The organism is Nonomuraea recticatena (assembly GCF_039533245.1).
GTDB lineage: Bacteria > Actinomycetota > Actinomycetes > Streptosporangiales > Streptosporangiaceae > Nonomuraea > Nonomuraea roseola.
Genome location: NZ_BAAATE010000005.1, coordinates 235,735 through 259,443 on the forward strand (window position 1 = coordinate 235,735; position 23,709 = coordinate 259,443).

The window sequence follows — 23,709 nt, forward strand, 5'->3', positions numbered from 1 at the left end:
TGTCACCTCTTAGTACTTCAGCAGGTTGGCATCGTCCACGGATGCCGACCTGCGGGTTCGGAAGATCGTCACGATGATGGCCAGACCGATCACGACTTCCGCGGCGGCCACGACCATCACGAAGAACGCGATGATCTGACCGTCGAGGTTGCCGTGCATCCTGGCGAAGGTGACGAACGCGAGGTTGCAGGCGTTGAGCATGAGCTCGACGCACATGAAGACCACGATCGCGTTGCGCCTGATCAGCACGCCGAGCGCGCCGATCGCGAAGAGCAGGGCCGACAGGACCAGGTACTCGGTGGTCACTTGGTCACCTCGGCCTGCGAGTCGGTTTCCTGCGACGAAGCCTGCTCGTGCCTGTGGCTCCGCTCGGTCACGGGCTCCTCCTCGACCGCGTGCTTGAGCGCCTCGGCGAGCTTGGGGTCATCGGGCAGGTGGCCCCGCTCGACGTCGTAGCGCGCGATGTGGCGGTTGACCGACAGCTCGGAGACCGAGCCGTCGGGCAGCAGCGCGGGCATGTCGATGGCGTTGTTCCTGGCGTACGTGCCCGGTGCCGGCAGCGGCGAGGGGTCGCCCTCGGCGAAGCGGGCGCGAGCCATGTCCTTCTGCGTGGCCTTCGGCTCGAGCCGCTCGCGGTGCGCCAGCACCATCGCGCCGAGCGCGGCGGTGATGAGCAGCGCGGAGGTGACCTCGAAGGCGAACACGTAGCGGGTGAACACCAGCCTCGCCAGCGCCTGGACGTTGCCGCCCGCCTGCTCGGTGGCGGCGGCCAGCCCCGCGGGCTCGGGCACGAACAGCGCGTTGCCGATGGCCAGGATCACCAGGACGGCGAAGCCGATCCCGGCGAGGCCCGCCCAGACGCGCTGCCCCCTCAGGGTCTCGACCAGCGAGTCGGCCGAGTCGACGCCCACCAGCATGAGCACGAACAGGAAGAGCATCATGATCGCGCCGGTGTAGACGATGATCTGCACCGCGGCGAGGAAGGGCGCCTCCTGCACGGCGTAGAGCACCGCGAGGCACAGCATGACGCCGCCGAGGAGGAGCGCCGAGTAGACCGCCTTACGGCTGAAAATCATTCCGAGCGCCGCGCCGACGGAGACGACGGCGAGCACCCAGAACGTAATGGTCTCACCCATTATCGCGCCCCAAGCGGTAGTAGTCCTCTTCGGTGTCGCCGAGCCGCATGGGGTGCGGAGGCTGCTCCATGCCCTGGGTGAGCGGCGCGAGGAGCATCTCCTTGGTGTAGATGAGGCTCTCTCGGCTGGAGTCGGCGAGCTCGTACTCGTTGGTCATCGTGAGCGCCCTGGTCGGGCACGCCTCGATGCACAGACCGCACAGGATGCACCGCAGATAGTTGATCTGGTAGGTGCGTCCGTAGCGCTCGCCGGGCGAGAACCGCTCGTCCTCGGTGTTGTCCGCGCCCTCGACGAAGATCGCGTCCGCGGGGCACGCCCATGCGCACAGCTCGCAGCCGACGCACTTCTCCAGGCCGTCAGGCCACCTGTTCAGCTGGTGACGACCGTGGAAGCGAGGAGCCGTCGGCTTCTTCTCCTCCGGGTAGTTCGTCGTGACCGGCTTCTTGAACATCGTGTGAAAGGTCACGCCGAACCCCTTCACGGGGTTCAGAAAATCAGTTAGTCCCACTGGGAACCTCCTTGCGCTCCACCCCGTGGTAGTGCGGCAGGTCAAGCGGCGGCACAGGGAAGCCACCGGCCGTCGGCTCGGCGGCGAGCTGCTCGAACTCGGCGGCGACCTTTGCCTTCTCCGCATCCTTGCGGCGCTGGTTCACGGTGTCGAAGCGCCACCAGATGGCGAAGGCTCCGACGATGACGATCGCTCCGATGATCATCACTGGCGTCTTGTCGACGGCGCCGGTCTCGTCCCTCATCAGCTTGACGGTGGCGACGAGCATGATCCACGCCAGGTTCAGCGGGATCAGCACCTTCCAGCCCAGCGCCATCAGCTGGTCGTAACGCACTCGCGGAAGCGAGGCGCGGACCCAGACGACGAAGGAGAACACCAGGATGAACTTGATGAGGAACCACAGGAACGGCCACCAGCCGGTGTTCGCGCCGTCCCAGAGCGAGATCGGCCACGGTGCCCGCCAGCCGCCGAGGAACAGCGTGATCGCCATCGCCGAGGCGGTGAACGTGTGCAGGTACTCACCCATCATGATCAGCGCGAACTTCAGCGACGAGGAGTACTCGGTCTGGAAGCCGCCGACCAGCTCGCCCTCGCCCTCGGGCAGGTCGAACGGGATGCGGGCGGCCTCACCGAAGGCGCAGACCACGTAGATCAGGAAGGACGGCAGCAGCAGGATCACGTACCAGGAGGGCATCGGGATCCCGAAGAACTCCCCTCCCGAGGCCTGGGCCGCCACGATCTCCGAGGTGGACAGCGTGCCCGCGAACAGGAAGACCGCCACGAACGACAGACCCATCGCGATCTCGTAGGAGACCACCTGGGCCGCCGACCGCAGACCGCCGAGCAGCGCGTACGGCGAGCGGGACGACCATCCGGCCAGCACCACGCCGTAGACCGACACGGCGCCCATCGCCAGCATGAACAGCACCGCGACCGGCAGGTCGACCAGCTGCAGCGGCGTCTGCACGCCGAACATGTTCACCATGGGGCCGAACGGCGTGATCGAGAAGGCCAGGAAGGCCGGGATCACCATGATGACCGGGGCCAGCAGGTAGAGCACCTTGTCCACGGTGTTGGGGAAGATGTCTTCCTTGAGGCCCATCTTGATGCCGTCGGCCACCGACTGCAGCAGGCCGAACTTGCCCGCCCTGTTGGGGCCGTAGCGGTTCTGCATGCGGGAGATCAGCTTACGCTCGTACCAGACGCCGAACAGGATGCCGAGCATCAGGAAGGCGAAGACGCCGACCGCCTTGATGATGGTGATCCAGAGCGGGTCCTTGCCGAAGTCGGCAAGGGTCGGATCGACCGCGAGGACTGGCAGGCTCATGAAGCACTCCCGATCTTGACGATGTCGCCGGCCACCGCGCGCAGGTCGCGCGAGACCGAGCTGCCTGCGGAGTTCGCCGGCACCCAGACCACCCGGTCGGGCAGGTCGGCGACGCGCACGGGCAGTGACACCGTCTCACCGATAACGATCTTGTCGCCGTCGACCACGCCGATCTCGGCGGCGGTGCTCTCCGACAGCAGCGCCTCGACGGCGCGAGCGGTGCCCGCGAGGTACGGCTCGCCGTCCTGCAGTCTGCCCGCGTCGAGGAGCTGGTGCCAGGTGGCCAGCACGGCCTCGCCCTGCTGGGGCGAGCCCTGGGCCCTGGCGTTGACGTTCGGCGCCGAGACCCGCGTGCCGCGCCAGGCGCCGAGAGCGCCGAGCTCCCTGCGGACCGAAGCGGCGTCCGGCAGGCCGAGGTGCACGTCCATGTGGTCGGCGATGGCGCCGATCACGCCGAGGTCGCTCATGAGACCGGGGACCCTGAGCGCGCGCTCGAACGAGCGGCCCCTGCCCTCCCAGTTCACGAACGTCCCCGCTTTCTCGGCCACCGCGGCGACCGGCAGGACCACGTCGGCCCTGTCGGTGACCGCGCTGGCGCGGATCTCCAGGCTGACGATGAACGGCGTGTTCTCCAGCGCGGTCAGCGCCGCCTCGGGGTCGGCGAGGTCGTGCGGGTCGACGCCCGCGACGAGCAGCGCGTCGAGCTCCTCGTTCAGCGCCGCGGCGAGCATCGCGTCGGTGCCGCGACCGGGGGCGGCCGGCAGGGAGCCGACGTTCCACGCTCGGGCGACCTCGGCCCTCGCCGACTCGTCCTCGACCGGGCGGCCGATGGGCAGCAGGTTGGGAAGCGCGCCCGCCTCGACGGCTCCTCGCTCGCCCGCCCTGCGCGGGATCCAGGCCAGCTTCGCGCCGGAGGCGGCGCTCAGCCGTACCAGCGCCGACAGGGCGCCGGGGACGGCGGCCAGCCGCTCGCCCGCCAGGATGATCGTGCCCTCGGCCACGGAGCCGAGCTCGTTGAGCGCGTCGGCCTCGCCGCCCGGCGTGGTCCTGATGAGCGTGCCGCCCATCTTGGCCAGGCCCTCGGTGGCGAACGGGGCGATCGAGGTGACCTTGAGGCCCTTCTTCCTCCACGCCTTGCGCAGGCGCAGGAAGACGATGGGCGACTCCTCGTCGGGCTCGAACCCGACCAGCAGGACGGCGGGCGCCTGCTCGAGGTCGGTGTAGGAGATCTCGATGCCCTTGCCGGCGACCGCGTGCGCCAGGAACTGGGCCTCCTCGGCCGAGTGGGGCCTGGCGCGGAAGTCGACGTCGTTGGTGCCGAGCGCGACGCGGGCGAACTTGGCGTAGGCGTAGGCGTCCTCGACGGTCACCCTGCCGCCGACCAGCACGCCAGCCTTGCCGCGCGCCTTGGCCAGACCGGCGGCCGCGACGGCGAGCGCCTCAGGCCACGACGCGGGGACCAGCAGGCCCTCCTCGTTGCGGACCAGCGGCGTCTTGAGCCGATCGGGCTGCGTGGCGTAGGTGAAGGCGAAGCGGCCCTTGTCGCAGTTCCACTCCTCGTTGACCTGCATGTCCATGCCGGCCAGACGACGGGTGACCTTGCCCCGGCGGTGGTCGGTGCGCAGGGCGCAACCGGACGCGCAGTGCTCGCAGGCGCTCGGGGTGGAGACCAGGTCGAACGGGCGGGCGCGGAAGCGGTAGGCACCGCTGGTCAGCGCGCCGACCGGGCAGATCTGGATCGTGTTGCCCGAGAAGTAGGAGTCGAACGGCTTGCCGTCGGCGACACCCACCTGCTCCTTGGCCCCGCGCTCGAAGAAGTCGATGAGCGGGTCGCCCGCGATCTCGTCGGAGAAGCGGATGCACCGCGCGCACTGCACGCAGCGCTCACGGTCGAGCAGGACCTGCGTCGACAGCGGCAGCGGCTTGGGGAAGGTGCGCTTGTGCTCGTGGAAGCGCGACTCACCCTGCCCGTTGGACATCGCCTGGTTCTGCAGGGGGCACTCGCCGCCCTTGTCGCAGACCGGGCAGTCCAGCGGGTGGTTCATGAGCAGCAGCTCCATCGCGCCGCGCTGCGCCTTCTCGGCCACCGGCGAGGTGAGCTGGGTCTGCACGACCATGCCCTGGGCGACCTCGATCGCGCACGACGGCTGCGGCTTGGGGAAGCCGCGGCCGTTGCCCGCGTCGGGGATGTCGACCAGGCACTGGCGGCAGTTGGCGGCGGGGTCGAGCAGCGGGTGGTCGCAGAACCTGGGGATCTGGATGCCCAGCAGCTCGGCCGCTCTGATGATCAGCGTGCCCTTGGGCACGGAGATCTGGAAGCCGTCGATCGTGAGGGTGACGACCTGGGTCTCTACGGCTGTCGTTGTCACTTGTCACCCCACAAGGTGGACTTCTTGTGGTCGAACGGGCAGCCGCCGACCTCGAAGTGCTTGAGGTACTCGTCGCGGAAGTACTTCACCGACGAGTGGATCGGGCTGGTGGCGCCGTCGCCCAGGGCGCAGAAGGAGCGGCCCAGGATGTTGTCGGCGATGTCGGTGATCAGCGAGAGGTCGTCCTCGGTGCCCTGGCCGGCCTCCAGGCGCTTGAGCACCTGCTTGAGCCAGTAGGTGCCCTCACGGCACGGCGTGCACTTGCCGCACGACTCGTGGGCGTAGAACTCGGTCCAGCGCAGCACCGTACGGACCACGCAGGTGGTCTCGTCGAAGATCTGCAGCGCCCGGGTGCCGAGCATCGAGCCCTTCGCGCCGACCGCCTCGAAGTCGAGGGGGACGTCGAGGTGCTCGTCGGTGAAGATCGGCGTGGAGGAGCCGCCAGGGGTCCAGAACTTGATCTGGTGCCCCTCGCGGATGCCGCCCGCCATGTCGAGCAGCTCGCGCAGCGTGATGCCGAGCGGGGCCTCGTACTGGCCCGGACGGGTGACGTGGCCGCTCAGCGAGAAGATGCCGAAGCCCTTGGACTTCTCGGTCCCCATCGAGGCGAACCAGTCGGCGCCGTTCGCGATGATCGAGGGAACACTGGCCACGGACTCCACGTTGTTCACCACAGTGGGCGACGCGTACAGGCCCGCCACGGCTGGGAACGGAGGCTTGAGGCGCGGTTGACCCCTGAAACCCTCCAGCGAGTCGAGCAGCGCCGTCTCCTCGCCGCAGATGTAGGCGCCCGCGCCGCTGTGGACGACCAGCTCCAGGTCGTAACCGGAGCCGAAGAGGTCCTTGCCGAGGTAGCCCTTCTCGTACGCCTCGCGCACGGCCGCGTGCAGCCGGCGGATGACGTGCAGCACCTCGCCGCGCACGTAGATGAAGGCGTGGTTGGCGCGGATGGCGTAGGAGGTGATGATGATGCCCTCGACCAGCGAGTGCGGGTTGGCCATCATCAGCGGGATGTCCTTGCAGGTGCCGGGCTCCGACTCGTCGGCGTTGACGACGAGGTAGTGCGGCTTGCCGTCGCCCTGCGGGATGAAGCCCCACTTCATGCCGGTGGGGAAGCCCGCGCCGCCTCGGCCGCGCAGACCGGAGTCCTTGACGGCCTGGATCACCGCGTCGGGATCCATGCCGAGCGCCTTCTTCGCCGCGTCGTAGGGCCCGTAGCCCTCCAGCGTGAAGGAGTTGGCCTGGTCCCAGTTCGCGGTGAGGACCGGAGTAAGGGTGGTGCTCATGCCTCGGGGGCCTTCCATCCGTTGGCCTTGGCGACCTTCAGGCCCTCGAGCGAGGGACCTGCCGCCGACGGGCCGTCACCGGCCAGGTCGTCGGGCAGGCCCGAGAGCACCCGCGAGGCCTCTTTGAAGGTGCAGAGCTTCTTCGGGCCGCGCGTGGGCGAGACGCTCTTGCCGTCGCGCAGGTCGTCGACGAGCTGCTTGGCCGACTCGGGCGTCTGGTTGTCGAAGAACTCCCAGTTGACCATCATCACGGGCGCGAAGTCGCAGGCGGCGTTGCACTCGAGGCGCTCGAGCGACACCTTGCCGTCGGGGGTCGTCTCGTCGTGGCCGACGCCGACGTGCTCCGACAGCTCCTCCCAGATCTGGTCGCCGCCCAGCACGGCGCACAGCGAGTTGATGCAGACGCCTACGTGGTAGTCGCCCATCGGCTTGCGCTTGTACATCGTGTAGAAGGTCGCGACACCGGTGACCTCGGCCTTGCTCAGGCCGAGCATCTCCGCGCAGAACTCCTGTCCGTGCTCGGAGACGTAGCCGTCCTCCGACTGCACCAGATGCAGCAGCGGCAGCAGAGCCGAGCGCGTCTTCGGGTAGCGCCCGATGATCTCCTTGGCGTCTCTCTCGAGACGCTCCCGGACGTCCGGCGAGTAACTCACCGGTCAACACCTCCCATGACCGGGTCGATGGATGCCACAGCCGCGATGACGTCGGCGACCTGGCCACCCTCGCAGGTTGCCGGTACGGCCTGCAGGTTCGTGAAGGACGGCTCGCGGAAGTGGACGCGGTACGGGCGGGTGCCGCCGTCGCTGACCACGTGCGCGCCGAGCTCGCCGCGGGGGGACTCCACCGCCGCGTACGCCTGGCCTGCCGGGACCCTGAAGCCCTCGGTGACCAGCTTGAAGTGGTGGATCAGCGCCTCCATGGAGCTGCCCATGATGTGCGCGATGTGGTCGGGCGAGTTGCCGAAGCCGTCAGGGCCCAGCGCGAGCTGCGCGGGCCAGCCGATCTTCTTGTCCTCGATCATGACCGGCTTGTTCTTCAGCGGTCCCGCGATGCGGTCGAGGGCCTGCTCAATGATCTTGAGCGACTCCTCCATCTCCTGCATGCGGACGAGGTAGCGGCCGTAGACGTCGCAGCTCTGCTGCGTGGCGACGTCGAAGTCGTAGGTCTCGTAGCCGCAGTAGGGCTGCGACTTGCGCAGGTCCCACGGCAGGCCGGCAGCCCGCAGCATGGGGCCGGTGATGCCGAGCGCCATGCAGCCGGTCAGGTCGAGGTAGGCCACGTCCTTGGTGCGACGGGTGTAGACCGGGTTCTCGTCGAGCAGCTTGCGGGTGTCCTTGATGCGCTTGGGCATCTCCTTGAGGAACTCGCCGACCTTGTCGACCGTACCCGCCGGCAGGTCGACGCTGACGCCGCCCGGCCTGACGTAGGCCATGTTCATCCGCAGACCCGTGATGTACTCGAACAGGTCCATGATCATTTCACGGTCGCGGTAGCCGAAGAGGAACGGCGTGGTCGCGCCCAGCTCCATGCCGAACGTGCCCATCGCGACCAGGTGCGAGGAGATCCGGTTGAGCTCCATCATCATGACGCGGATGGCCTGCGCCCGCTCGGGGATGCGGTCCTCGATGCCGAGCAGCCTCTCCACGCCCATGCAGTACGCGGTCTCGTTGAACAGCGGCGCGAGGTAGTCCATGCGGGTGACGAACGTGGTCCCCTGGGTCCACGTTCGGTACTCCATGTTCTTCTCGATGCCGGTGTGCAGGTAGCCGATGCCGGTACGGGCCTCGGTGACCGACTCGCCGTCGAGGGTGAGGATCAACCTGAGCACGCCGTGCGTGGAGGGGTGCTGCGGGCCCATGTTGATGACCAGGCGCTCGTCCTCGGAGTCGCGCACCGCGCCGACGACGTCGTCCCAGTCGGCGCCGTTGACCGAGTAGACCTTGCCCTCGGTCGCCTCGTCATATCCGGTGCTCACGCGTACTCCTCGCTTCGCTCGTCAACGCTCAGCTCGTCAAACTCGCTCACGCGTAAGACCTCCTGTTGTCCGGGGAGGGAACCTCGGCGCCGCGGTACTCGACGGGGATGCCGCCGAGCGGGTAGTCCTTGCGCTGCGGGTGACCGTCCCAGTCGTCCGGCATCATAATCCTGGTCAGCGCGGGGTGACCGTCGAAGATGATCCCGAAGAAGTCGTACGTCTCGCGCTCGTGCCAGTTGTGCGTCGGGTAGACGCCGACCGTCGAGGGGATGTGCGGGTCGGAGTCGGGCGCGCTCACCTCGACGCGGATGCGCCTGTTGTGCGTGATGGAGCACAGGTGGATGACCGCGTGCAGCTCCTCGCCCGCCAGGTGCGGGTAGTGGACGCCGCTCACGCCCAGGCTGAGCTCGAAGCGCAGCTCGGGCTCGTCGCGCAGGCGCTGGCAGATCTCGACCAGCTTCTCGCGCTTCACGTGGAGGGTCAGCTCGCCGCGGTCGACGACCACGCGCTCGACGCCGTCCTCGACGAAGGACTCGAGCTTGTCGACGACCTCGTCGAAGTATCCGCCGTAGGGGCGGGGGGTCGACAGGCGGGGCGCCCGCCGTACGACGAGGCCGGCGTAGCCGGAGGTGTCGCCGGTGCCACTGGCGCCGAACATGCCCTGGCGGGCCACCGGCTCCTCGGGCACCTGCTCCTTGGGCACCTCGGGGAGGTTCTCGCTCACTTGGAGGCCTCCTGGTCGATCAGGGGCAGCGTGCGGAGCGCCTGCAGCTCGAGCTCCTCGATCTGCTTGGCGCGGTGCGCGCCGAACTTCATGTTCTGGATCTTGTCGTGAAGCTTCACGATCGAGTCGATCAGCATCTCGGGCCGCGGGGGGCACCCCGGCAGGTAGATGTCGACGGGCACGATGTGGTCGACGCCCTGCACGATGGCGTAGTTGTTGAACATGCCGCCGCTGGAGGCGCACACGCCCATCGCGATGACCCACTTGGGCTCGGCCATCTGGTCGTAGATCTGGCGCAGCACCGGCGCCATCTTCTGCGAGACGCGGCCGGCGACGATCATCAGGTCGGCCTGGCGAGGAGACGCCGAAGCGCGCTCCATGCCGAAGCGCGCCAGGTCGTAGTGCGATGCACCGGTTGCCATCAGTTCGATCGCGCAACAGGCGAGGCCGAACGTGGCCGGCCACACGGAGTTCTTCCTGGCCCACCCGGCGGCCGCTTCGACCGTGCTGAGGATGAACCCGCTCGGGAGTTTCTCTTCAAGTCCCATTATCTAGTCCCAGTCCAGACCCTTGCGGCGCCACACGTAGGCATAGGCCACGAGCACGGTGACGATGAACAGCACCATCTCGACCAGCCCGAAGACCCCGAGCATGTCGAACGACACGGCCCACGGGTAAAGGAAGATGATCTCGATGTCGAACACGATGAAGAGCATCGCGGTGATCATGTACTTCAGCGGGAAGCGTCCGCCACCGGCAGGCTGGGGCGTCGGCTCGATGCCGCACTCGTAGGCGTCGAGCTTCGCGCGGTTCCAGCGCTTGGGACCGGTGAACGGAGCGATCGCCACCGAGAAGAGCGCGAAGCCCCCCGCGACAATGGCGAGCACCAGGATGGGCACATAAAGATCCATCGCTACGCCTCCTCTCCCATCTCCACGCGCGCGGGCGCGCAGACTGATCTGTAAGTGTGCCGGGTGGATGAACGGTTCATGCTGGTGGGGCGACCTTCGCGAGAGCGTTGATGATCCGGTCTGACGCATCGCCTCGCCGGTCGGTGAGATTACCAAGGAGTTTGAGAGCGAAGCGCATCAGCCTGGGGTGGTGCAGCCCATGCCGTGTGCCGAAGCTCATCACGCCAGGCTTCCCAATTGCTTCGACAAACCACCTGCCAAACGTGAAATATCCGCCGTAGGCATCCTTGAGCACCTGCGGGTAGCTTCGCAGGATTCGCTCCTGCTGGGCGGCGGTGGTGCCGCGCAGCGCCTTGGCGATCACCTCGGCGGCGACCTCGCCCGTCTCCATCGCGTAGGCGATGCCCTCACCGTTGAACGGGTTGATCGCGCCACCCGAGTCGCCCACGAGCACCAGGCCCCGGGTGTAGTGCGGCTGCCTGTTGAACGCCATCGGCAGCGCAGCGCCCCTGATCGGGGTCGTCATGTTCTCCGCGGTGAAGCCCCACTCCGCCGGCATGTTCCTCGTCCACCGCTTCAGCAGGTCGCGGTAGTCGATGTTCTTGAACGCGTCGCTGGTGTTGAGCAGCCCGAGGCCCACGTTGGAGGTGCCGTCGCCCACGCCGAACACCCACCCGTACCCGGGCAGCAGCGTCTCCTCGTCCCAGAGCTCCAGCCAGATCTCCAGGTAGTCGTCGTCGTGACGAGGAGACTCGAAGTAGGTCCTGACGGCCACGCCCATCGGACGGTCTTCCCGCTTGTACAGCCCCATCGCCAGGGCGAGCCTGGTGGAGTTGCCGTCCGCGGCCACCACCACGCGGCTGCGGTAGGAGGCGCCGTCCTTGGTCGTGACGCCGACGATGTGCCCGCTGCGGTCGTCGAGGATCGCGCCGGTGACGTTGACGCCCTCCATCAGGCGGGCGCCGGCCTTGACCGCGGTGGCGGCGACGACCTGGTCGAAGTCCTGCCTGGTACGCACCAGCCCGAAGTCAGGGAAGCTGTCGAGCTGCGGCCAGTCGAGGTCGTAGCGACCGCCGCCGCCCACGACGCGCAGGCCCTTGTTCCTGACCCATCCAGGCGCGTCGATGTCGACGCCCATGTTCATGAGCTGCTTGACCGCCCGCGGGGTCAGCCCGTCACCGCAGACCTTCTCGCGGGGGAAGCGGGTCTTTTCGAGAAGCAGCACGTCGAGCCCGGCCTGGGCGAGATAGAACGCCGTCGCCGATCCGGCGGGACCTGCGCCGACGACGATGACGTCGGCGTCAACCGCGTTCATGGTCGCGCCCGCCTCGCCGCTGGTTGGCTGGTTCCTCGCGCGCTCACGGCGAGCTCCTGCGCTTGCCTGCTGTCAGCTGGCACGGTCACGGACCTGTCCTGTCCTACACGCTTGTTGGCCGCGGAGTGTGGGCCTTCGTTCCTTTGTGAAGCTCTTCACAAACTTTGTCGGCTGGAAGTCTAGCGCTTTTCCGGCACCAGGTGGCAGGCGGGTACTCGGTTGGCCCATACGGAAGGCCCCCCGTCAGCGACAGAGGGCCTTGACTCGATCACCGGTTCGGAGTCAGACGTCGAACTCGGCGTTGCGGACCCCGGCGACGAACGCCCTCCACTCACCGAGCGTGAATGCCAGCACCCCGCCCGACGGATCCTTGGAGTCCCGGATCATGACCCCGCCGTCGACACCCCGAGCGAACTCGACGCACTCGCCGGTAGCGTGGCTGAACGAGCTCTTGCGCCAGGTGGTGTCCGGGTCGCGAGAAGGGAGGCTGGGAAGACCTGTCCCGAACACCGCACTGTTCACATCTCATCCAAGAAGAAGAAGGCGCTACGGTGCGTCGTCGCAGCCGCGCGCGGGCGTGACCATCGGGCCCATCTTCCATGGATTGAAGCTCAAGATCGCCGACCGACACCGGAGAGTTATCAAAACGAGGCCGGCAAGTTAGGAACTTATCACCTAAGGGTAGCGGCATGGCACCCGTACCAGCACAAACACCCCGGCTGAGGCTGCCCCACAGGACGGCACCTAAGGGCGACTGCGCCGCCCCGCCGTCACTCGTAGGAGAACTCGCCCAGCGCCACCCCTCCGATGAACGCCTTCCACTCCCCGATGCTGAACTGCAGCACGGCGTCGTCCGGTCGCTTGGAGTGTCTGACGAGTATTGCCTGACCGTCCCTCGCAACCTCCACGCACTCGCCATTGACAACACTCAGGCTGCTCTTGCGCCACGCGATCTCTTCCGAGGTCGATGACTCCATGGGCATATCCTCACTGTCGGGGGACCAAAGACGGCATACCCCGACAGTGAGGGACCAATTCACCGGGCGTGTTCTCCGATGAGTTTCAGCGAATCCTCCTCGGATAGCGCGGCCGCCAGGATGCGGTGGAAGACCCGCTCGTAGGCGAACGTTTCCTGCTCGTTCTCTTCGAAAATGGCGTCGCGGGCGTTCTCGATGTAGACGATGTCGTCGTGGAGAGCGTCCAGTCCTTCACACTGCGGAAACTTCAGCAGCACGAAACCGTGAAACACCCAGGAGCGCTCGAGGGGCACCACCCTGACGCTGACGTTCGGCTGCTCGGCCATTCGGAGCACGTGCCTTACCTGGTCGCGCATGACCTCCGGCGAGCCGAACCTGCGCATCAGCACCGACTCCTCGAGCAGGACAGACAGGCTGAGCGGATCCGGTCCCTCCAAGATGTGTCCCCGCCGGGTACGAACCCTGACCAGCCGCTCGATCTGCGTCGGCGGCTGCGGGCTCCACGCGTCACCGAAGCCGATGAGTGCCCTGGCGTAATCGGGTGTCTGGAGCAGCCCAGGGAAGACGATGTTCTGCCAGGTGAGCGCTTTCTCAGCGCCGGCCTCGAGGCCGATGAAGGTGGTGTAGGACTCGGACAGCGACTCGTTGTGCGCGTCCCACCAGCCCTTGCCCTCCGCCTCGGCCGCCAGCGTGAGCAGGGCGTCGCGGACGGCGGGCCGTACCTGGTAGAAGTCGGCCAGCCTGGCGACATCCTCGCGATGGGCGGCCACCTGGGCCTTTTCCATGCGGGACACCTTGGAGGACGACCCGTCGAGCACCTGGGCGACCTGGGTTCCCGTTACCTGGGCATCCTCGCGGAGTCGACGCAGCTCTGCGGCGAGTCGGCGTCGGCTGACGGTGGGGCTCGGCTCCCGCGCCACTCAGCTCTCCTCACAAGCGTGTCGAAGTACTACCCACCACTCGGAAGGGTTGAACCCTTCTCAAGGCGGGCATCTCTCCAATAATCCCAGCGGGAATTGCACGACACTTCCCGGAGGGAAATCTCCATCCTAGCCTCTGCAGCGCGAAAAGCGGTGAATCGGATGAAGACGCGAGCGCCTCCCCACGGGTCCATCGAGCCGGATGTCCACGCAGACGACGCGGGCGGATGGTCGCGACCCATCCGCCCGTAAGGTCCCGCAGCACCCGCGCACCTACGACAGGACATCGGAGCCTTGAGACATGACCAGAGTCACCCCCAGGCGCGTGTCGCGCAAGGGGAGCTTCCTCCTCTGGAGCTCTTCGGACCACCACTTAACAGCAGGCGGGCCGCCCGGTGACGGGCACCCGCGAAACCACCCGCACATACCGCAGGCACGGGACCTGCCGGCCTTCCTCGGAGCGCTGTTCAGGTGGCGGTCGGAGGTGGCGGCCTTCGGGCTGACCGCGATGGCCACCGCGCAGGTGGCGGTGTGGACGAACGCGGTCACCGCGGGGATGGCGCTGGTCGGCGTCGCCCTCGCGTGCGCGGGCACGCCGCAGGCCAGACGGGAGATCGTCGGCTACGCCGTCTCGGTGATCGTGCGCCACCGCTTCCAGGGACTGGCCAGAAGAACCTCGATGCGGACGATGAGAGGCCGCCTCCCGCTCGTGCTCAGGATGAGCGTGGAGGGCGCCAGCGTGCTGCTGCTCCTCGGGCTGCGGTCGGGGCTGAGCCTCGAACTGCTCGAGGACTACGCGGCCGAGATCAGGACCGCCTGCCTGGCACAGGCGGTCGTCTTCTATCAGCACCCTGCCAACGGCGGCCTGGTGACGATGGAAGTGGTTCAACCCTGGGGCTTGTAGCCCCTGTGCAGGGCGACGATGCCCAGGTTGAGGTTGCGCCACGCCACCCGCTCCCAGCCGGCCCTCTGGATGATCCTGGCCAGGGCCGGCTGGTCGTGCCAGTCCCTGATGGACTCGGCGAGGTACTCGTAGGAGTCGTCGTTGGAGCCGAAGACCTTGGCCACCTTGGGCAGCATCTTCATCAGGTACTCGCGGTAGACGAGGTCGAACGACTTGACCGTCACGTGGGAGAACTCGAGGATCACCAGCTTGCCGCCCGGCTTGGTGACACGCAGCATCTCGCGCAGGGCCTGCTCGGTGTCGTGCACGTTGCGCAGCGCCACCGAGATCGTCACGGCGTCGAAGGCGTTGTCGGCGAACGGCAGGTTCAGCGCGTCACCCGCGATGAACGGCAGGCCTGGGCCGGTGAGCGCGTTGCGCCCCCTGCGCCTGACCCCGGTGCTCAGCATGCCGAAGGAGAAGTCGGAGGCGATCGCGCGAGCGCCCAGCCCGGTGAAGGCGTCGGTGGAGGTGCCCGTGCCCGCTCCGAGGTCGAGCACGATCTCGCCGGGACCCGCGTCGACGGCCTCGGCCACGGCCTTGCGCCACAATCGCACCTGGCCGAGCGAGATGACGTCGTTCACGAGGTCGTATCGCCGGGCCGTGCGATCGAACATCGCGGCGACCTCATGCGGCTGCTTGTCCAACTGTGCGCGGGTCATGGGACAAGCCTAGGGCTTTAGCGGCAATAAACCGGAAGTAGTCGCTCGATTACTCACAGTATGCTAAGACTTGGCGAATGCTTGCCCGGACCACCCTCGCGGCGCTCGTCGCCGTCTCCCCCATCGCGCACGCGCGCGTGGTGTCGGCCAACCCCGTCGACACCACACCTCACGTGCTCGACGGCATCGTCAACGCCATCGCGCTGGTCGGCGACACGGTCGTCGTCGGCGGCTCCTTCAGCGAGGTGAGTGACGCGCACGGCTCCACGACGCTGGAGCGCGCCAATCTCTTCGCCTACGACCTGCGCACCGGCGAGATCCTCCCCCACTTCGCCCCCGACCTGTCCTCGCCCGTCTACGCGCTGGCCGAGGGCGCGGGCGGCACCGTCTACGTCGGGGGCGCGGGGCTCGTACGGCTGCGCCTGTCCGACGGCTCGGCCGTACGGAGCTTCAATCCCAGGGTGAGCGGTGGCACGGTCTCCACGCTCGCCAGGAAGGGGTCGAAGCTCTACGTGGGCGGCGACTTCACCCAGCCGAGGCTCGCGCTGGCCAGGCTCAGCGCCACGACAGGCGTGGCCGACTCGAGCTTCGCGATCACACCGGGCCACCCGCGCACGCCGAGGGTGAAGGTCCACGCGCTCGCGGTGAGCCGCGACCGCCTGGTCGTCGACGGCACCTTCACGACGCTGAACGGGCTGTCGAGGCCGCAGCTCGGCCTGATCGACGTCGGCGGGGTGAGCGCGAAGGTCGCCGACTGGCGCACCGACGCCTACGCCGCCGACTGCATGGCCGTCTTCCCCTCGTACGTGCGCGGGCTCGACTTCGCCCCCGACGGCAGCTACTTCGCCGTCGTCACGACGGGCGGGCCAGGAGGCAGGAGGAAGCTCTGCGACACCGCGGCCAGGTTCGAGACCTACGCCCGTGGCGAGCGCGTCAGGCCCACGTGGGTCAACCACACGGGTGGCGATTCGCTCTACTCGGTGTCAGTGACGGGGTCAGCCGTCTACGTGGGCGGACACCAGCGTTGGATGGACAATCCGAGCGGGCGCGACTCCGCCGGCCCCGGAGCGGTGCCACGGCAGGGGATCGCCGCCATTCATCCCGTCACGGGAAAGGCGCTCAGCTGGAATCCGGGACGCGAGCGTGGCATCGGAGTCAAGGCATTTCTGGCGCACGCGGGCGGACTACTCGTTGGTAGTGACACAACGCGACTCGGACGGGAGTACCATGCCCGGATTGGCATGTTCCCCCTGCCCTAGTCGTCCTCCGGCTTCGGCCGGTCGACCTTGTCACTGATGCGTGCGCTCACGGCGTCACGCTGCTTGGACAGCAGGACGTAGCTGGCAATCCCGCTGATCACGAACGCCACCGCGATCAGCAGCAGCGGGTCGCGAAGGTTCAGCAGGTAGAGCACACCCAGGGTCACGAGAAACAGCCCGATCCGCGACGCGGTGTAAACGAGTACAGGACGCACAACGTCGAGGTTACTCGGCCCCTCGGGCGGTCGCTCTACGCACTGGGCACGAGCGCTGCTACTGTTCCCAGTTAGGCGCTTTCGTAAAGAAACACCCACGAGAGCCCCAAAGAGGCTCTATCATATAACAATCGGGCAGTCAGCTGATAACAACCCGTGATCTTTGTAGAAAAGCACGGATAAATCAGGGTTCGCTCGACACACTGGGTACCTGTCCGCCCGCTGGCAGGAAGCGGGATGCGAGGGGGAGAGATTGGTGGAGAGTAGCAGCGAGCGTCTGCTGACGCCGGGAGAGGTAGCCGCCCTCTTCCGGGTAGACCCAAAGACGGTGACGCGCTGGGCCGCGGCAGGCCGCATCAGTAGCATCCGTACCCCCGGAGGGCACCGTCGCTTCCGCGAATCGGAAGTGCACGCCCTTCTGCGTGGCGAGGACGTTCTTACGGCCGACCGGCCTGGTGAGTCCCCGCGCGTCTGACGTTCCGTCAGCCGGTGATCCTGCTAGTCACAACCCGCAGGGTCACCGGTGCGGATGATCAGCGCGTACGGCAGGCGCGCCCAGGCCCACCCGCCGTCCGTGGCCCAGGCCCGTCCCCCACGCCGCTCCAGCGGACTCCGGCCGGCCGCCGCCACGTCGCATGGCCGGCACGACGAGCCGCCATGCCCCCGCCTCCCTCCATGAGGGATCAGGTCTCTTCCTGCTGTGACCTGAACGCGAGGAACGCCCGCTCCAGCTCGTCGTTCTCCTCCTCCCAGCGCCGCCTCCGCTCGGCCAGCTCCTCCTCGGTCAGCGCCTCGGGCAGCCACCGCTCGTAGTCCGGATCGCCGGGCTCCACCTCGACGTACGCGTTGCCGATGAGCCGCCCGTCTTCGCTGGTCAGGCTCTGCGGCACGCGCAGAGTCCCGTCAGCGAGCCGGATCACGTACATGGCTGATCACCTAGATTCCGTAGCGCCGGTTGAAGAACAACATGACATCGAGCGCCATCCGCGTGTCACCGCCCAGCATGTCGACCAGGGCGGGACGCTGGCGCGAGGCGATCGCCGCGAAGGCGTCCGCGAAGAACTCCTTGCGGCCCAGTCCGTCACCCTGTCGGTGGAAGGAGGAGGCCAGCAGGGGTTGGGCCTGCTCGTAGAGTGCCATGAACTCCGGCGAGTCCGACACCCAATCCCCGTGAGGGGAGTCGACGTCGTCGATCGCGTGACCGACCTCGTGCATCATCACGTCGGGCGTGGGCGAGGGACGGTCCCCCACGACGATCTTGCGGTCGCCGTACGCGCCCGCGCAGATGTCCCAGGAGGCCCGCCCCGAGGGCAGGGGCGCGCCCCTCAGGTAGCCCATGTCGTCGAGGTCGGGCACGCCGCCCTCGCCGACGTAGATGCCCTCGAGCCCTTCGGCGAGCAGCTCCTTGAGCCGCTCGGGGAGCCTGGCCAGGCTCTCCACGGCGCGCACGGCGTCGGCGGAGGGCGGTCCCTGCCTCGCGTCCCACTGCCGGTGCAGGATGCCCTCGAGCCGCCCGCAGTGGGCCAGGCCGTCGCCCTGGGCGGGCGTGTCGGGCCTGTTGGGCTGCGCCCTGGGGCGCGCGTCGATCCGCTCGAAGTCCTGCCAGGTGTACTGCGGCCTGTCGACGACCGAGGCCGCGTAGCGCGAACCCTTCTCCTCCTTCGGGGGAGCGTCGCGGCTGCCGCTCGGGCCCCTGTCCCATGCGCCGCCCGCGTGCGGCCCCTGCGTGCCCGCCGTCCACGAACGCCTCGGCTCCTCCCACGGCCGCTCATGGACGCTCTCCCGCTCGACGTCCGGCCGGTCCTGCCCTCGCCGTCGGCCGCCCTTGTCGCGGTTCCTGTCCTGACGGCCGCCGAACAGCCCCCACAGGGAGCCCGGCTCGTCGTCGCGCTCGGGCCTGTCTCCGGCCCAGAACGACTCGCGCGGCGCGTCGGAACGGCGGGAGGAGAGATAGGAACCCCGCCGCCACCAACGACTCCCCCGCCGATGACGGCCCCTGTCGCCTGACCGCCTATCGTCAGAAAAGGCCATCGCACCTCTCCACGACCCTGGAGCCCGCCGCGCCCGAGACCCGCGGTCGCCGGCCGGCGACTCCTTGATCGGACTGCCGGGAACCAGACTCCACCGTACGACGTCGATCTTCCCGAGTCATCCGAAATGGGGCAGCTCGGCGACACGATCACGCGTTCCATGGCCTACAGTGCGGGCATGCCTAGCGTGCTTCTCGGCCTGGCGGTGCTGGCCTTCTGGCTCTACTCCTTGTTCGACGTCATCACGACCCCGGAGAAGGAGACCAGGAACCTGCCGAAGATTCTCTGGGTCCTCGTCATCGTCCTCGTGCCCCTGGTCGGCAGCGTCTTCTGGCTGCTGCTCGGCCGTCCTCTGCGCTCGCGTCCGCTGCGCATGCCCGGTCGTTCGATCATGGACGTGGGCGAGCCGCCACGCGGCCCCGACGACGACCCCGACTTCCTGCGCGACCTCGACCGGCGCATGCGCGACGACGACTAGCCTCCACGTGACGGCGGGGCGCGAAGTCCCGCTGGAGCAGGCGTGGAGGACGGACGGCAAGCGGTGACCGGGGTGGCCCCTGAACCGCCTGCCGTACTCGAGGGAGAGCGGCCGCTCAGCCGCCGACGTCGGCGTAGCTGTGCAGGCCGCCGAGGAAGATGTTGACGCCCACCAGGTTGAACAGCAGGCAGGCGAAGGCCACCAGCTGGACGATGGTCGCGGCGCGGCCCTTCCATCCCGCCGTGGCGCGGGCGTGGAGGTAGCCGGCGTAGACGATCCAGGTGATGAACGCCCAGATCTCCTTGGGATCCCAGCCCCAGTAGCGGCCCCACGCCTTGTCGGCCCACAGGGCGCCGGCGATGACGGCGAAGGTCCACACAGGGAAGGCCAGCACGATCGCCCTGTGGGCGACCCTCTCCAGGTCGGTCCTGGTGGGCAGGCGCGAGAAGCCCTCACCACGGACCAGGTAGAGGATGCCCGAGACGCCCCCCACCGTGAACAGGCCGCTGGCGATGACGGCGGCCGAGACGTGGATGGCGATCCAGTACGAGTTCAGCGCGGGCACGACGGGCCCGGCCTGCACGTGGAGCCAGATGACGGCGAAGCCGAGACCGAGCGCGGCCGTCACCATGACGAAGGCGCCGAGGAAGCGGACGTTGCTGCGCAGCTGCGTGATGAGGAAGGCCGCCACCGCCGCGAGGCAGATGGCCACCACGAACTCGTACATGTTGCCCCACGGCCAGCGGCCGACGGCCAGCCCGCGGGTGACGACGGAGCCGAGGTTGGCCGCCAGGCCCACCCAGCCGAAGATGAGGCCGACCGTGCCGGCCTTCGGGGCCCACGACGGCGGCTCCGGCGGGCTGACGGCCACGGTGGCCCCCGCCTCGGCCCCTTCGCCGCTCCCTCCTGACGAACGGGCGGCCACGGAGGATCCCGCGGCCATGGAGGAGCCCGCGGCGACGCTCTCCTTGACGCCCGGCTCGGTGACGGTGAGCGCGGTGGCGCCGGTGTTCGTGCGGGCGCGGCCGAAGGCCAGCTCCAGCGCGAACCCGATCATCGCGGCCAGGTACAGCAGGACGGCTCCGAGGACGAGGTCGTCGCTCAGTCCTGCGAGTTGCTCAGCGGACATCCTTCTCTCCTGCGGATAGGGCCTTGACGATGTCGGCGAACTCTTCGCCGAAGCCCGTGCCCGACCCCTCGGTGCGCGTCAGACCGCCCACGTCGACCGCGCCGTCCTTGATCCGGACGAACACGCGGCGGCGGCGGATCATGAGCGACATCACCAGGGCGACGGTCGCGAGCGCAGAGGCCAGCAGCGCCGGCATGCGTCCAGGGTCGTGAGCGATCTGGAGCGTCATCCACTCCTTCACACCGGTGAACTCGATCTTCCCCAGCTTGTCCGGCAGGTCGAAGGACTGCCCGACCGCCAGGGGCGGCGGTGCCTTCGACCCCATGGCCAGGGGCTTCAGCTTCTTCATGACGTCGTCGGGCGCCAGCTGGTAGACCGACTGCGGCTTGCCCGAGCGCACCCCGAGATCGCCGGAGAAGGCCCCGACGATCTTCGCCTGCGGGTTCAGCTGGCCGGGGAAGGCCGAGACGTGGCTGCCGTCGGTGAGCCGCACGCTGGTCGGCAGGAACTGCAGCAGGAAGCCCAGCTGCTCGGGCTGGGCGTCGGGCACCTTGACGACGCAGCCGGAGGTGAGCGTCGGCTTGCTCTCGATGAGGCACGGCACAGGGCCGTCGAAGGCGATCTGCCCCTTGCCGTCGGTCACCCTGAACACCGGCGCGTAGCCGTGGCCGATCAGGTAGGTCTGGGTGCCGTCGATCTCCAGCGGCTCGTTGACCTTGAGGTCGTAGTCGCGGGCGGGCGACTCCGGCGAGTCGTTGACCGAGAGCTTGGCGGTGTAGTCGAGCTCCTGGCCCCGCTTGTCCCCGCCGAGCTGGTAGCTGGCCTGGAAGTCCTTCAGCGTGAAGGAGAACGGCTCGAGCGACTCGGCCGAGACCCTGCTGCCGGGCATGTAGCGGTCGTAGGCGGCGACGGTGTTGGCGAACCCGTCGCCCTCGACGACCAGCACGTTGCCGCGGTAGCCGAACAGGGAGCCCATCCCGACCGCCACCAGCAGCCCGAGCAGGGCCACGTGGAAGAGCAGGTTGCCGGTCTCGCGCAGGTAGCCCTTCTCCGCCGACACCCAGCCAGGCCCCGTGGCCACCCTGAAGCGCAGCCTGCGCAACCTGCGGGCCGCCTCCTCCACGTCGAGCTCGCCTTCGGCCCTCGCGTGGTACGGCAGCCGCGAAAGGTTCTTCGGCGCCGTGGGCGGCCTGCGGCGCAGCTCCTTCAGGTAGGTGCTGGTGCGAGGCAGGACGCAGCCGATCAGCGAGACGAACAGCAGCAGGTAGATGGCCGCGAACCAGGGGGCGGTGAAGACGTCGAAGAGGTAGAAGCGGTCGTACCACTCGGCCAGCGCCGGGTCGTTCTGGTAGATCAGCGCGACCTTGTCGGGCTCGACCGAGCGCTGCGGCACCAGCGAGCCGGGGATGGAGGCCAGCGCGAACAGGAACAGCAGCACCAGCGCGGTCTTCATCGAGGTGAGCGTGCGCCAGAACCAGCGCAGCCACCCCACGAGGCCGAGCTTCGCGGGCTGGGGCGTCTCCTTCTGGAGCTCGTCGACCGTCATCAGATCACCGGCTCGAATCCGCCGATCCACGTCTGCATGCCAGCGATGATCTGCCCCCAGACTCCGGTGACGAGCAGCACGCCGACGGCGACCAGCATGCCGCCGCCGATCCTGGTGATGAGCTGCGAATGCTTGCGGATGGCGCGGAAGGTGCGCAGTGCCTTGCTGTAGGCGAGGGCGGCGATCACGAACGGCAGGCCGAGCCCCGCGGCGTAGGCGACGGCGAGGAAGGCGCCCCTGGCGGCACTGCCCTCGTTGTAGCCGAGCGAGAGCACGACGGCGAGGGTGGGGCCGATGCAGGGGGTCCAGCCGAGGCCGAACACCACGCCGAGCAGGGGCGCGCCCGCCAGGCCCGCGCTCGGGACCCTGTGGATGCGCACGTCGCGCATGAGCATGGGGATCACGCCCATGAAGGACAGGCCGAGGACGATCGTCAGGACGCCGACGATCCTGGTGATCAGGTCGGCGCTGCCGTACAGGGCCGAGCCGAGGCCGCCGAACAGCGCGCCTCCCGCGACGAAGACCACCGCGAAGCCGAGGACGAACAGGCCGGTGCCGAGCACGAGCCTGCCGCGCTTGGGGTCGGCGCTCATGCCTGTCACGTACGACAGGTAGCCGGGGACCAGCGGGAGCACGCAGGGGGACAGGAACGACACCAACCCCGCCAGCACCGCGATCGGGACGGCGAGCAGCAGCGACCCCGAGGCGACGACGTCACTCATCGCGCACCTGGGTCACGGCCTTGAGCAGGTCGTTGTACTTGACGGCGCCGAGCGCCCTGGCCGCCACCCTGCCCTGCTCGTCGATGATCAACGTGGAGGGGATCGCGGCGGGCGGCACCGTGCCCTGGAAGGAGAGCGCCACCTTGCCCGGCTGGTCGAAGATGCTGGGGTAGCCGGGCTGCTCGGTGCGCTCGAAGGCCAGCGCGTCGGCCTGGCGGTCCTTGAAGTCGATGCCGATGAACTCCACGCCGCTGGACTTGGTCTTGGCGTAGATGTCCTTGAGCACCGGCGCCTCCGCCCTGCAGGGACCGCACCACGAGGCCCAGAAGTTGAGGACGACGACCTTGCCCTTGTGCGCGGCGACGGAGGCCCTGGCGCCGTCGAGCGTCGTGCCCTCGACCACCGGCGCGGCCTTGCGGTCGGCGGCGGGGAAGACGGTGACCTTGCCGTCGCCCGCGACGAACCTGGTGTCACCCGCCTGCGGCTGGCCACCGACGTTACCCGCGCATCCGGAGACGGCGAGCAGGGCCACGAGGGCGAGGGCGTGTGGTTTCGCGCGCACGGGAGAAGGATCTCCTTGTACTACAGCCGGTAGAGCTTGTCACTCTACCCGCGGGGTCACGCGCCCGGGACGCTGGGGCCGCCCTTGAGTAGCGCCGAGGCGGGCTCGCTGTAGCCGATGCTGACCAGCCGGTCGCCCTCGAAGGTGAAGGTGGTCAGGCTGGCGAGCGCGCACTGACGGCGACGCGGATCGTGCCAGAGCCTGCGGCCCTCGGCCGCCACCCTGATCATCCAGATCGGCAGCTGGTGGCTGACCAGCACCGCCTCGTGCCCTCGGCTCGCCGCCCTGGCGGTGTCGACCATGGACCGCATGCGCGCCACCACCTCGGTGTACGGCTCGCCCCACGACGGCCGCCCCGGATGCCAGAAGTGGCGGTAGTTGCGCGGGCTCCTGACCAGGCGGGCGATGGGCCTGCCCTCCAGGATGTTACCCGCCTCGATCAGCCGCTCGTCGATCGCGACCTCGAGGCCGAGCTTGGCGGCCAGCGGCGCGGCGGTCTCCTTGGCGCGCTCGAGAGGTGAGCTGTAGAGGCCGACGATGTCACGGTCGGCCACGGCCTTGGCGACCGTCTCGGCCATCTGGAGGCCCGTCTCGGACAGGTGGTATCCGGGCAGCCTGCCGTAGAGGATGCCCTTCGGGTTGTGCACTTCTCCGTGCCGCAGGAGGTGAACGACGGTGGTCTCAGCCATGGTGGCCCCACCCTATCCGCTGGCGT

28 protein-coding genes are annotated in these 23,709 nt (G+C 68.4%); 4 read left to right on the plus strand and 24 right to left on the minus strand.

The window, feature by feature from the left end:
* Positions 1–9 precede the first annotated feature (9 nt).
* The 15 genes from nuoK to ABFX50_RS12710 form a co-directional block, all read right to left on the minus strand.
* Positions 10–306 (minus strand): NADH-quinone oxidoreductase subunit NuoK, encoded by a 297-nt coding sequence (nuoK, locus tag ABFX50_RS12640; RefSeq protein WP_183652029.1) that lies wholly within the window; start codon positions 304–306, stop codon positions 10–12.
* Positions 303–1,136, minus strand: coding sequence for an NADH-quinone oxidoreductase subunit J (locus tag ABFX50_RS12645; RefSeq protein WP_183652032.1), 834 nt, complete (start codon positions 1,134–1,136; stop codon positions 303–305). The genes nuoK and ABFX50_RS12645 overlap by 4 nt, the downstream gene beginning before the upstream one ends.
* Positions 1,129–1,644: an NADH-quinone oxidoreductase subunit NuoI gene (gene nuoI, locus ABFX50_RS12650; RefSeq protein ID WP_183652035.1), complete on the minus strand. Its 516-nt coding sequence runs from the start codon at positions 1,642–1,644 to the stop codon at positions 1,129–1,131. The genes ABFX50_RS12645 and nuoI overlap by 8 nt, the downstream gene beginning before the upstream one ends.
* On the minus strand, positions 1,631–2,971 hold the full coding sequence (nuoH, locus tag ABFX50_RS12655; RefSeq protein WP_183652038.1) for an NADH-quinone oxidoreductase subunit NuoH: 1,341 nt from the start codon (positions 2,969–2,971) through the stop codon (positions 1,631–1,633). Before nuoH ends, nuoI begins: the two co-directional genes overlap by 14 nt.
* Entirely contained in the window at positions 2,968–5,340 is a 2,373-nt protein-coding gene (locus tag ABFX50_RS12660; protein ID WP_346146071.1) for an NADH-quinone oxidoreductase subunit G, read from the minus strand. Before ABFX50_RS12660 ends, nuoH begins: the two co-directional genes overlap by 4 nt.
* Positions 5,337–6,626, minus strand: a complete 1,290-nt coding sequence (gene nuoF, locus ABFX50_RS12665) for an NADH-quinone oxidoreductase subunit NuoF (protein WP_346146072.1) — start codon at positions 6,624–6,626, stop codon at positions 5,337–5,339. The genes ABFX50_RS12660 and nuoF overlap by 4 nt, the downstream gene beginning before the upstream one ends.
* Positions 6,623–7,279 (minus strand): NADH-quinone oxidoreductase subunit NuoE, encoded by a 657-nt coding sequence (gene nuoE / locus ABFX50_RS12670; protein ID WP_183652047.1) that lies wholly within the window; start codon positions 7,277–7,279, stop codon positions 6,623–6,625. The genes nuoF and nuoE overlap by 4 nt, the downstream gene beginning before the upstream one ends.
* Positions 7,276–8,601, minus strand: coding sequence for an NADH-quinone oxidoreductase subunit D (locus ABFX50_RS12675; RefSeq protein WP_346146074.1), 1,326 nt, complete (start codon positions 8,599–8,601; stop codon positions 7,276–7,278). The genes nuoE and ABFX50_RS12675 overlap by 4 nt, the downstream gene beginning before the upstream one ends.
* A 46-nt stretch (positions 8,602–8,647) precedes the next feature.
* On the minus strand, positions 8,648–9,325 hold the full coding sequence (locus ABFX50_RS12680; RefSeq protein WP_183652052.1) for an NADH-quinone oxidoreductase subunit C: 678 nt from the start codon (positions 9,323–9,325) through the stop codon (positions 8,648–8,650).
* Entirely contained in the window at positions 9,322–9,873 is a 552-nt protein-coding gene (locus ABFX50_RS12685; protein ID WP_183652055.1) for a NuoB/complex I 20 kDa subunit family protein, read from the minus strand. The genes ABFX50_RS12680 and ABFX50_RS12685 overlap by 4 nt, the downstream gene beginning before the upstream one ends.
* 3 nt (positions 9,874–9,876) lie before the next feature.
* Positions 9,877–10,236: an NADH-quinone oxidoreductase subunit A gene (locus ABFX50_RS12690; protein ID WP_346146077.1), complete on the minus strand. Its 360-nt coding sequence runs from the start codon at positions 10,234–10,236 to the stop codon at positions 9,877–9,879.
* Positions 10,237–10,312: 76 nt separating this feature from the next.
* Positions 10,313–11,551, minus strand: coding sequence for a geranylgeranyl reductase family protein (locus ABFX50_RS12695; RefSeq protein WP_346146079.1), 1,239 nt, complete (start codon positions 11,549–11,551; stop codon positions 10,313–10,315).
* 282 nt (positions 11,552–11,833) lie between these two features.
* Positions 11,834–12,073 carry a DUF397 domain-containing protein gene (locus ABFX50_RS12700; RefSeq protein WP_346146081.1) on the minus strand — a complete coding sequence of 80 codons (240 nt, stop codon included), beginning with the start codon at positions 12,071–12,073 and terminating at the stop codon, positions 11,834–11,836.
* A gap of 248 nt (positions 12,074–12,321) precedes the next feature.
* Entirely contained in the window at positions 12,322–12,528 is a 207-nt protein-coding gene (locus ABFX50_RS12705; RefSeq protein ID WP_346146083.1) for a DUF397 domain-containing protein, read from the minus strand.
* Positions 12,529–12,587: 59 nt separating this feature from the next.
* Entirely contained in the window at positions 12,588–13,448 is an 861-nt protein-coding gene (locus ABFX50_RS12710) for a DUF5753 domain-containing protein (RefSeq protein WP_346146085.1), read from the minus strand.
* Between the two features lie 484 nt (positions 13,449–13,932).
* Between ABFX50_RS12710 and ABFX50_RS12715 the strand changes: the two genes are divergently transcribed.
* Positions 13,933–14,352 (plus strand): hypothetical protein, encoded by a 420-nt coding sequence (locus tag ABFX50_RS12715; protein ID WP_346146087.1) that lies wholly within the window; start codon positions 13,933–13,935, stop codon positions 14,350–14,352.
* Here the strand turns inward: ABFX50_RS12715 and ABFX50_RS12720 are convergent.
* Positions 14,334–15,053: a demethylmenaquinone methyltransferase gene (locus tag ABFX50_RS12720; protein WP_346146089.1), complete on the minus strand. Its 720-nt coding sequence runs from the start codon at positions 15,051–15,053 to the stop codon at positions 14,334–14,336. The genes ABFX50_RS12715 and ABFX50_RS12720 overlap by 19 nt on opposite strands.
* A 77-nt stretch (positions 15,054–15,130) precedes the next feature.
* Between ABFX50_RS12720 and ABFX50_RS12725 the strand changes: the two genes are divergently transcribed.
* Complete coding sequence (locus tag ABFX50_RS12725) at positions 15,131–16,312, plus strand: hypothetical protein (RefSeq protein WP_346146091.1); 1,182 nt, start codon at positions 15,131–15,133, stop codon at positions 16,310–16,312.
* Here ABFX50_RS12725 and ABFX50_RS12730 read toward each other — a convergent pair.
* Positions 16,309–16,527 (minus strand): DUF4229 domain-containing protein, encoded by a 219-nt coding sequence (locus tag ABFX50_RS12730; RefSeq protein ID WP_183652073.1) that lies wholly within the window; start codon positions 16,525–16,527, stop codon positions 16,309–16,311. The genes ABFX50_RS12725 and ABFX50_RS12730 overlap by 4 nt on opposite strands.
* A gap of 256 nt (positions 16,528–16,783) precedes the next feature.
* On the opposite strand from ABFX50_RS12730, the gene ABFX50_RS12735 reads away from it, so the two are divergent.
* Positions 16,784–17,002 (plus strand): BldC family transcriptional regulator, encoded by a 219-nt coding sequence (locus tag ABFX50_RS12735; RefSeq protein ID WP_183652076.1) that lies wholly within the window; start codon positions 16,784–16,786, stop codon positions 17,000–17,002.
* Positions 17,003–17,210: 208 nt separating this feature from the next.
* Here the strand turns inward: ABFX50_RS12735 and ABFX50_RS12740 are convergent, their stop codons facing one another.
* Complete coding sequence (locus tag ABFX50_RS12740) at positions 17,211–17,453, minus strand: hypothetical protein (protein WP_346146094.1); 243 nt, start codon at positions 17,451–17,453, stop codon at positions 17,211–17,213.
* A gap of 10 nt (positions 17,454–17,463) precedes the next feature.
* Positions 17,464–18,558: a hypothetical protein gene (locus tag ABFX50_RS12745; protein ID WP_346146096.1), complete on the minus strand. Its 1,095-nt coding sequence runs from the start codon at positions 18,556–18,558 to the stop codon at positions 17,464–17,466.
* A gap of 177 nt (positions 18,559–18,735) precedes the next feature.
* Here ABFX50_RS12745 and ABFX50_RS12750 point away from each other — a divergent pair, with 177 nt between their 5' ends.
* Positions 18,736–19,035, plus strand: coding sequence for a PLDc N-terminal domain-containing protein (locus tag ABFX50_RS12750; protein ID WP_246452066.1), 300 nt, complete (start codon positions 18,736–18,738; stop codon positions 19,033–19,035).
* Positions 19,036–19,150: 115 nt separating this feature from the next.
* On the opposite strand, the gene ccsB is transcribed toward ABFX50_RS12750, so the two are convergent.
* The 5 genes from ccsB to ABFX50_RS12775 are packed head-to-tail and all read right to left on the minus strand — an operon-like array spanning position 19,151 to position 23,683.
* A complete protein-coding gene (ccsB, locus tag ABFX50_RS12755) occupies positions 19,151–20,164 on the minus strand; it encodes a c-type cytochrome biogenesis protein CcsB (RefSeq protein WP_346146098.1) in 1,014 nt (337 codons plus the stop codon).
* Positions 20,154–21,710: a cytochrome c biogenesis protein ResB gene (gene resB / locus ABFX50_RS12760; protein WP_346146100.1), complete on the minus strand. Its 1,557-nt coding sequence runs from the start codon at positions 21,708–21,710 to the stop codon at positions 20,154–20,156. Before resB ends, ccsB begins: the two co-directional genes overlap by 11 nt.
* On the minus strand, positions 21,710–22,432 hold the full coding sequence (locus ABFX50_RS12765) for a cytochrome c biogenesis CcdA family protein (protein WP_346126856.1): 723 nt from the start codon (positions 22,430–22,432) through the stop codon (positions 21,710–21,712). The genes resB and ABFX50_RS12765 overlap by 1 nt, the downstream gene beginning before the upstream one ends.
* Positions 22,425–22,994 (minus strand): redoxin domain-containing protein, encoded by a 570-nt coding sequence (locus ABFX50_RS12770; protein WP_346146102.1) that lies wholly within the window; start codon positions 22,992–22,994, stop codon positions 22,425–22,427. The genes ABFX50_RS12765 and ABFX50_RS12770 overlap by 8 nt, the downstream gene beginning before the upstream one ends.
* A gap of 56 nt (positions 22,995–23,050) precedes the next feature.
* On the minus strand, positions 23,051–23,683 hold the full coding sequence (locus tag ABFX50_RS12775; RefSeq protein WP_183652099.1) for a histidine phosphatase family protein: 633 nt from the start codon (positions 23,681–23,683) through the stop codon (positions 23,051–23,053).
* Positions 23,684–23,709: the final 26 nt, after the last annotated feature.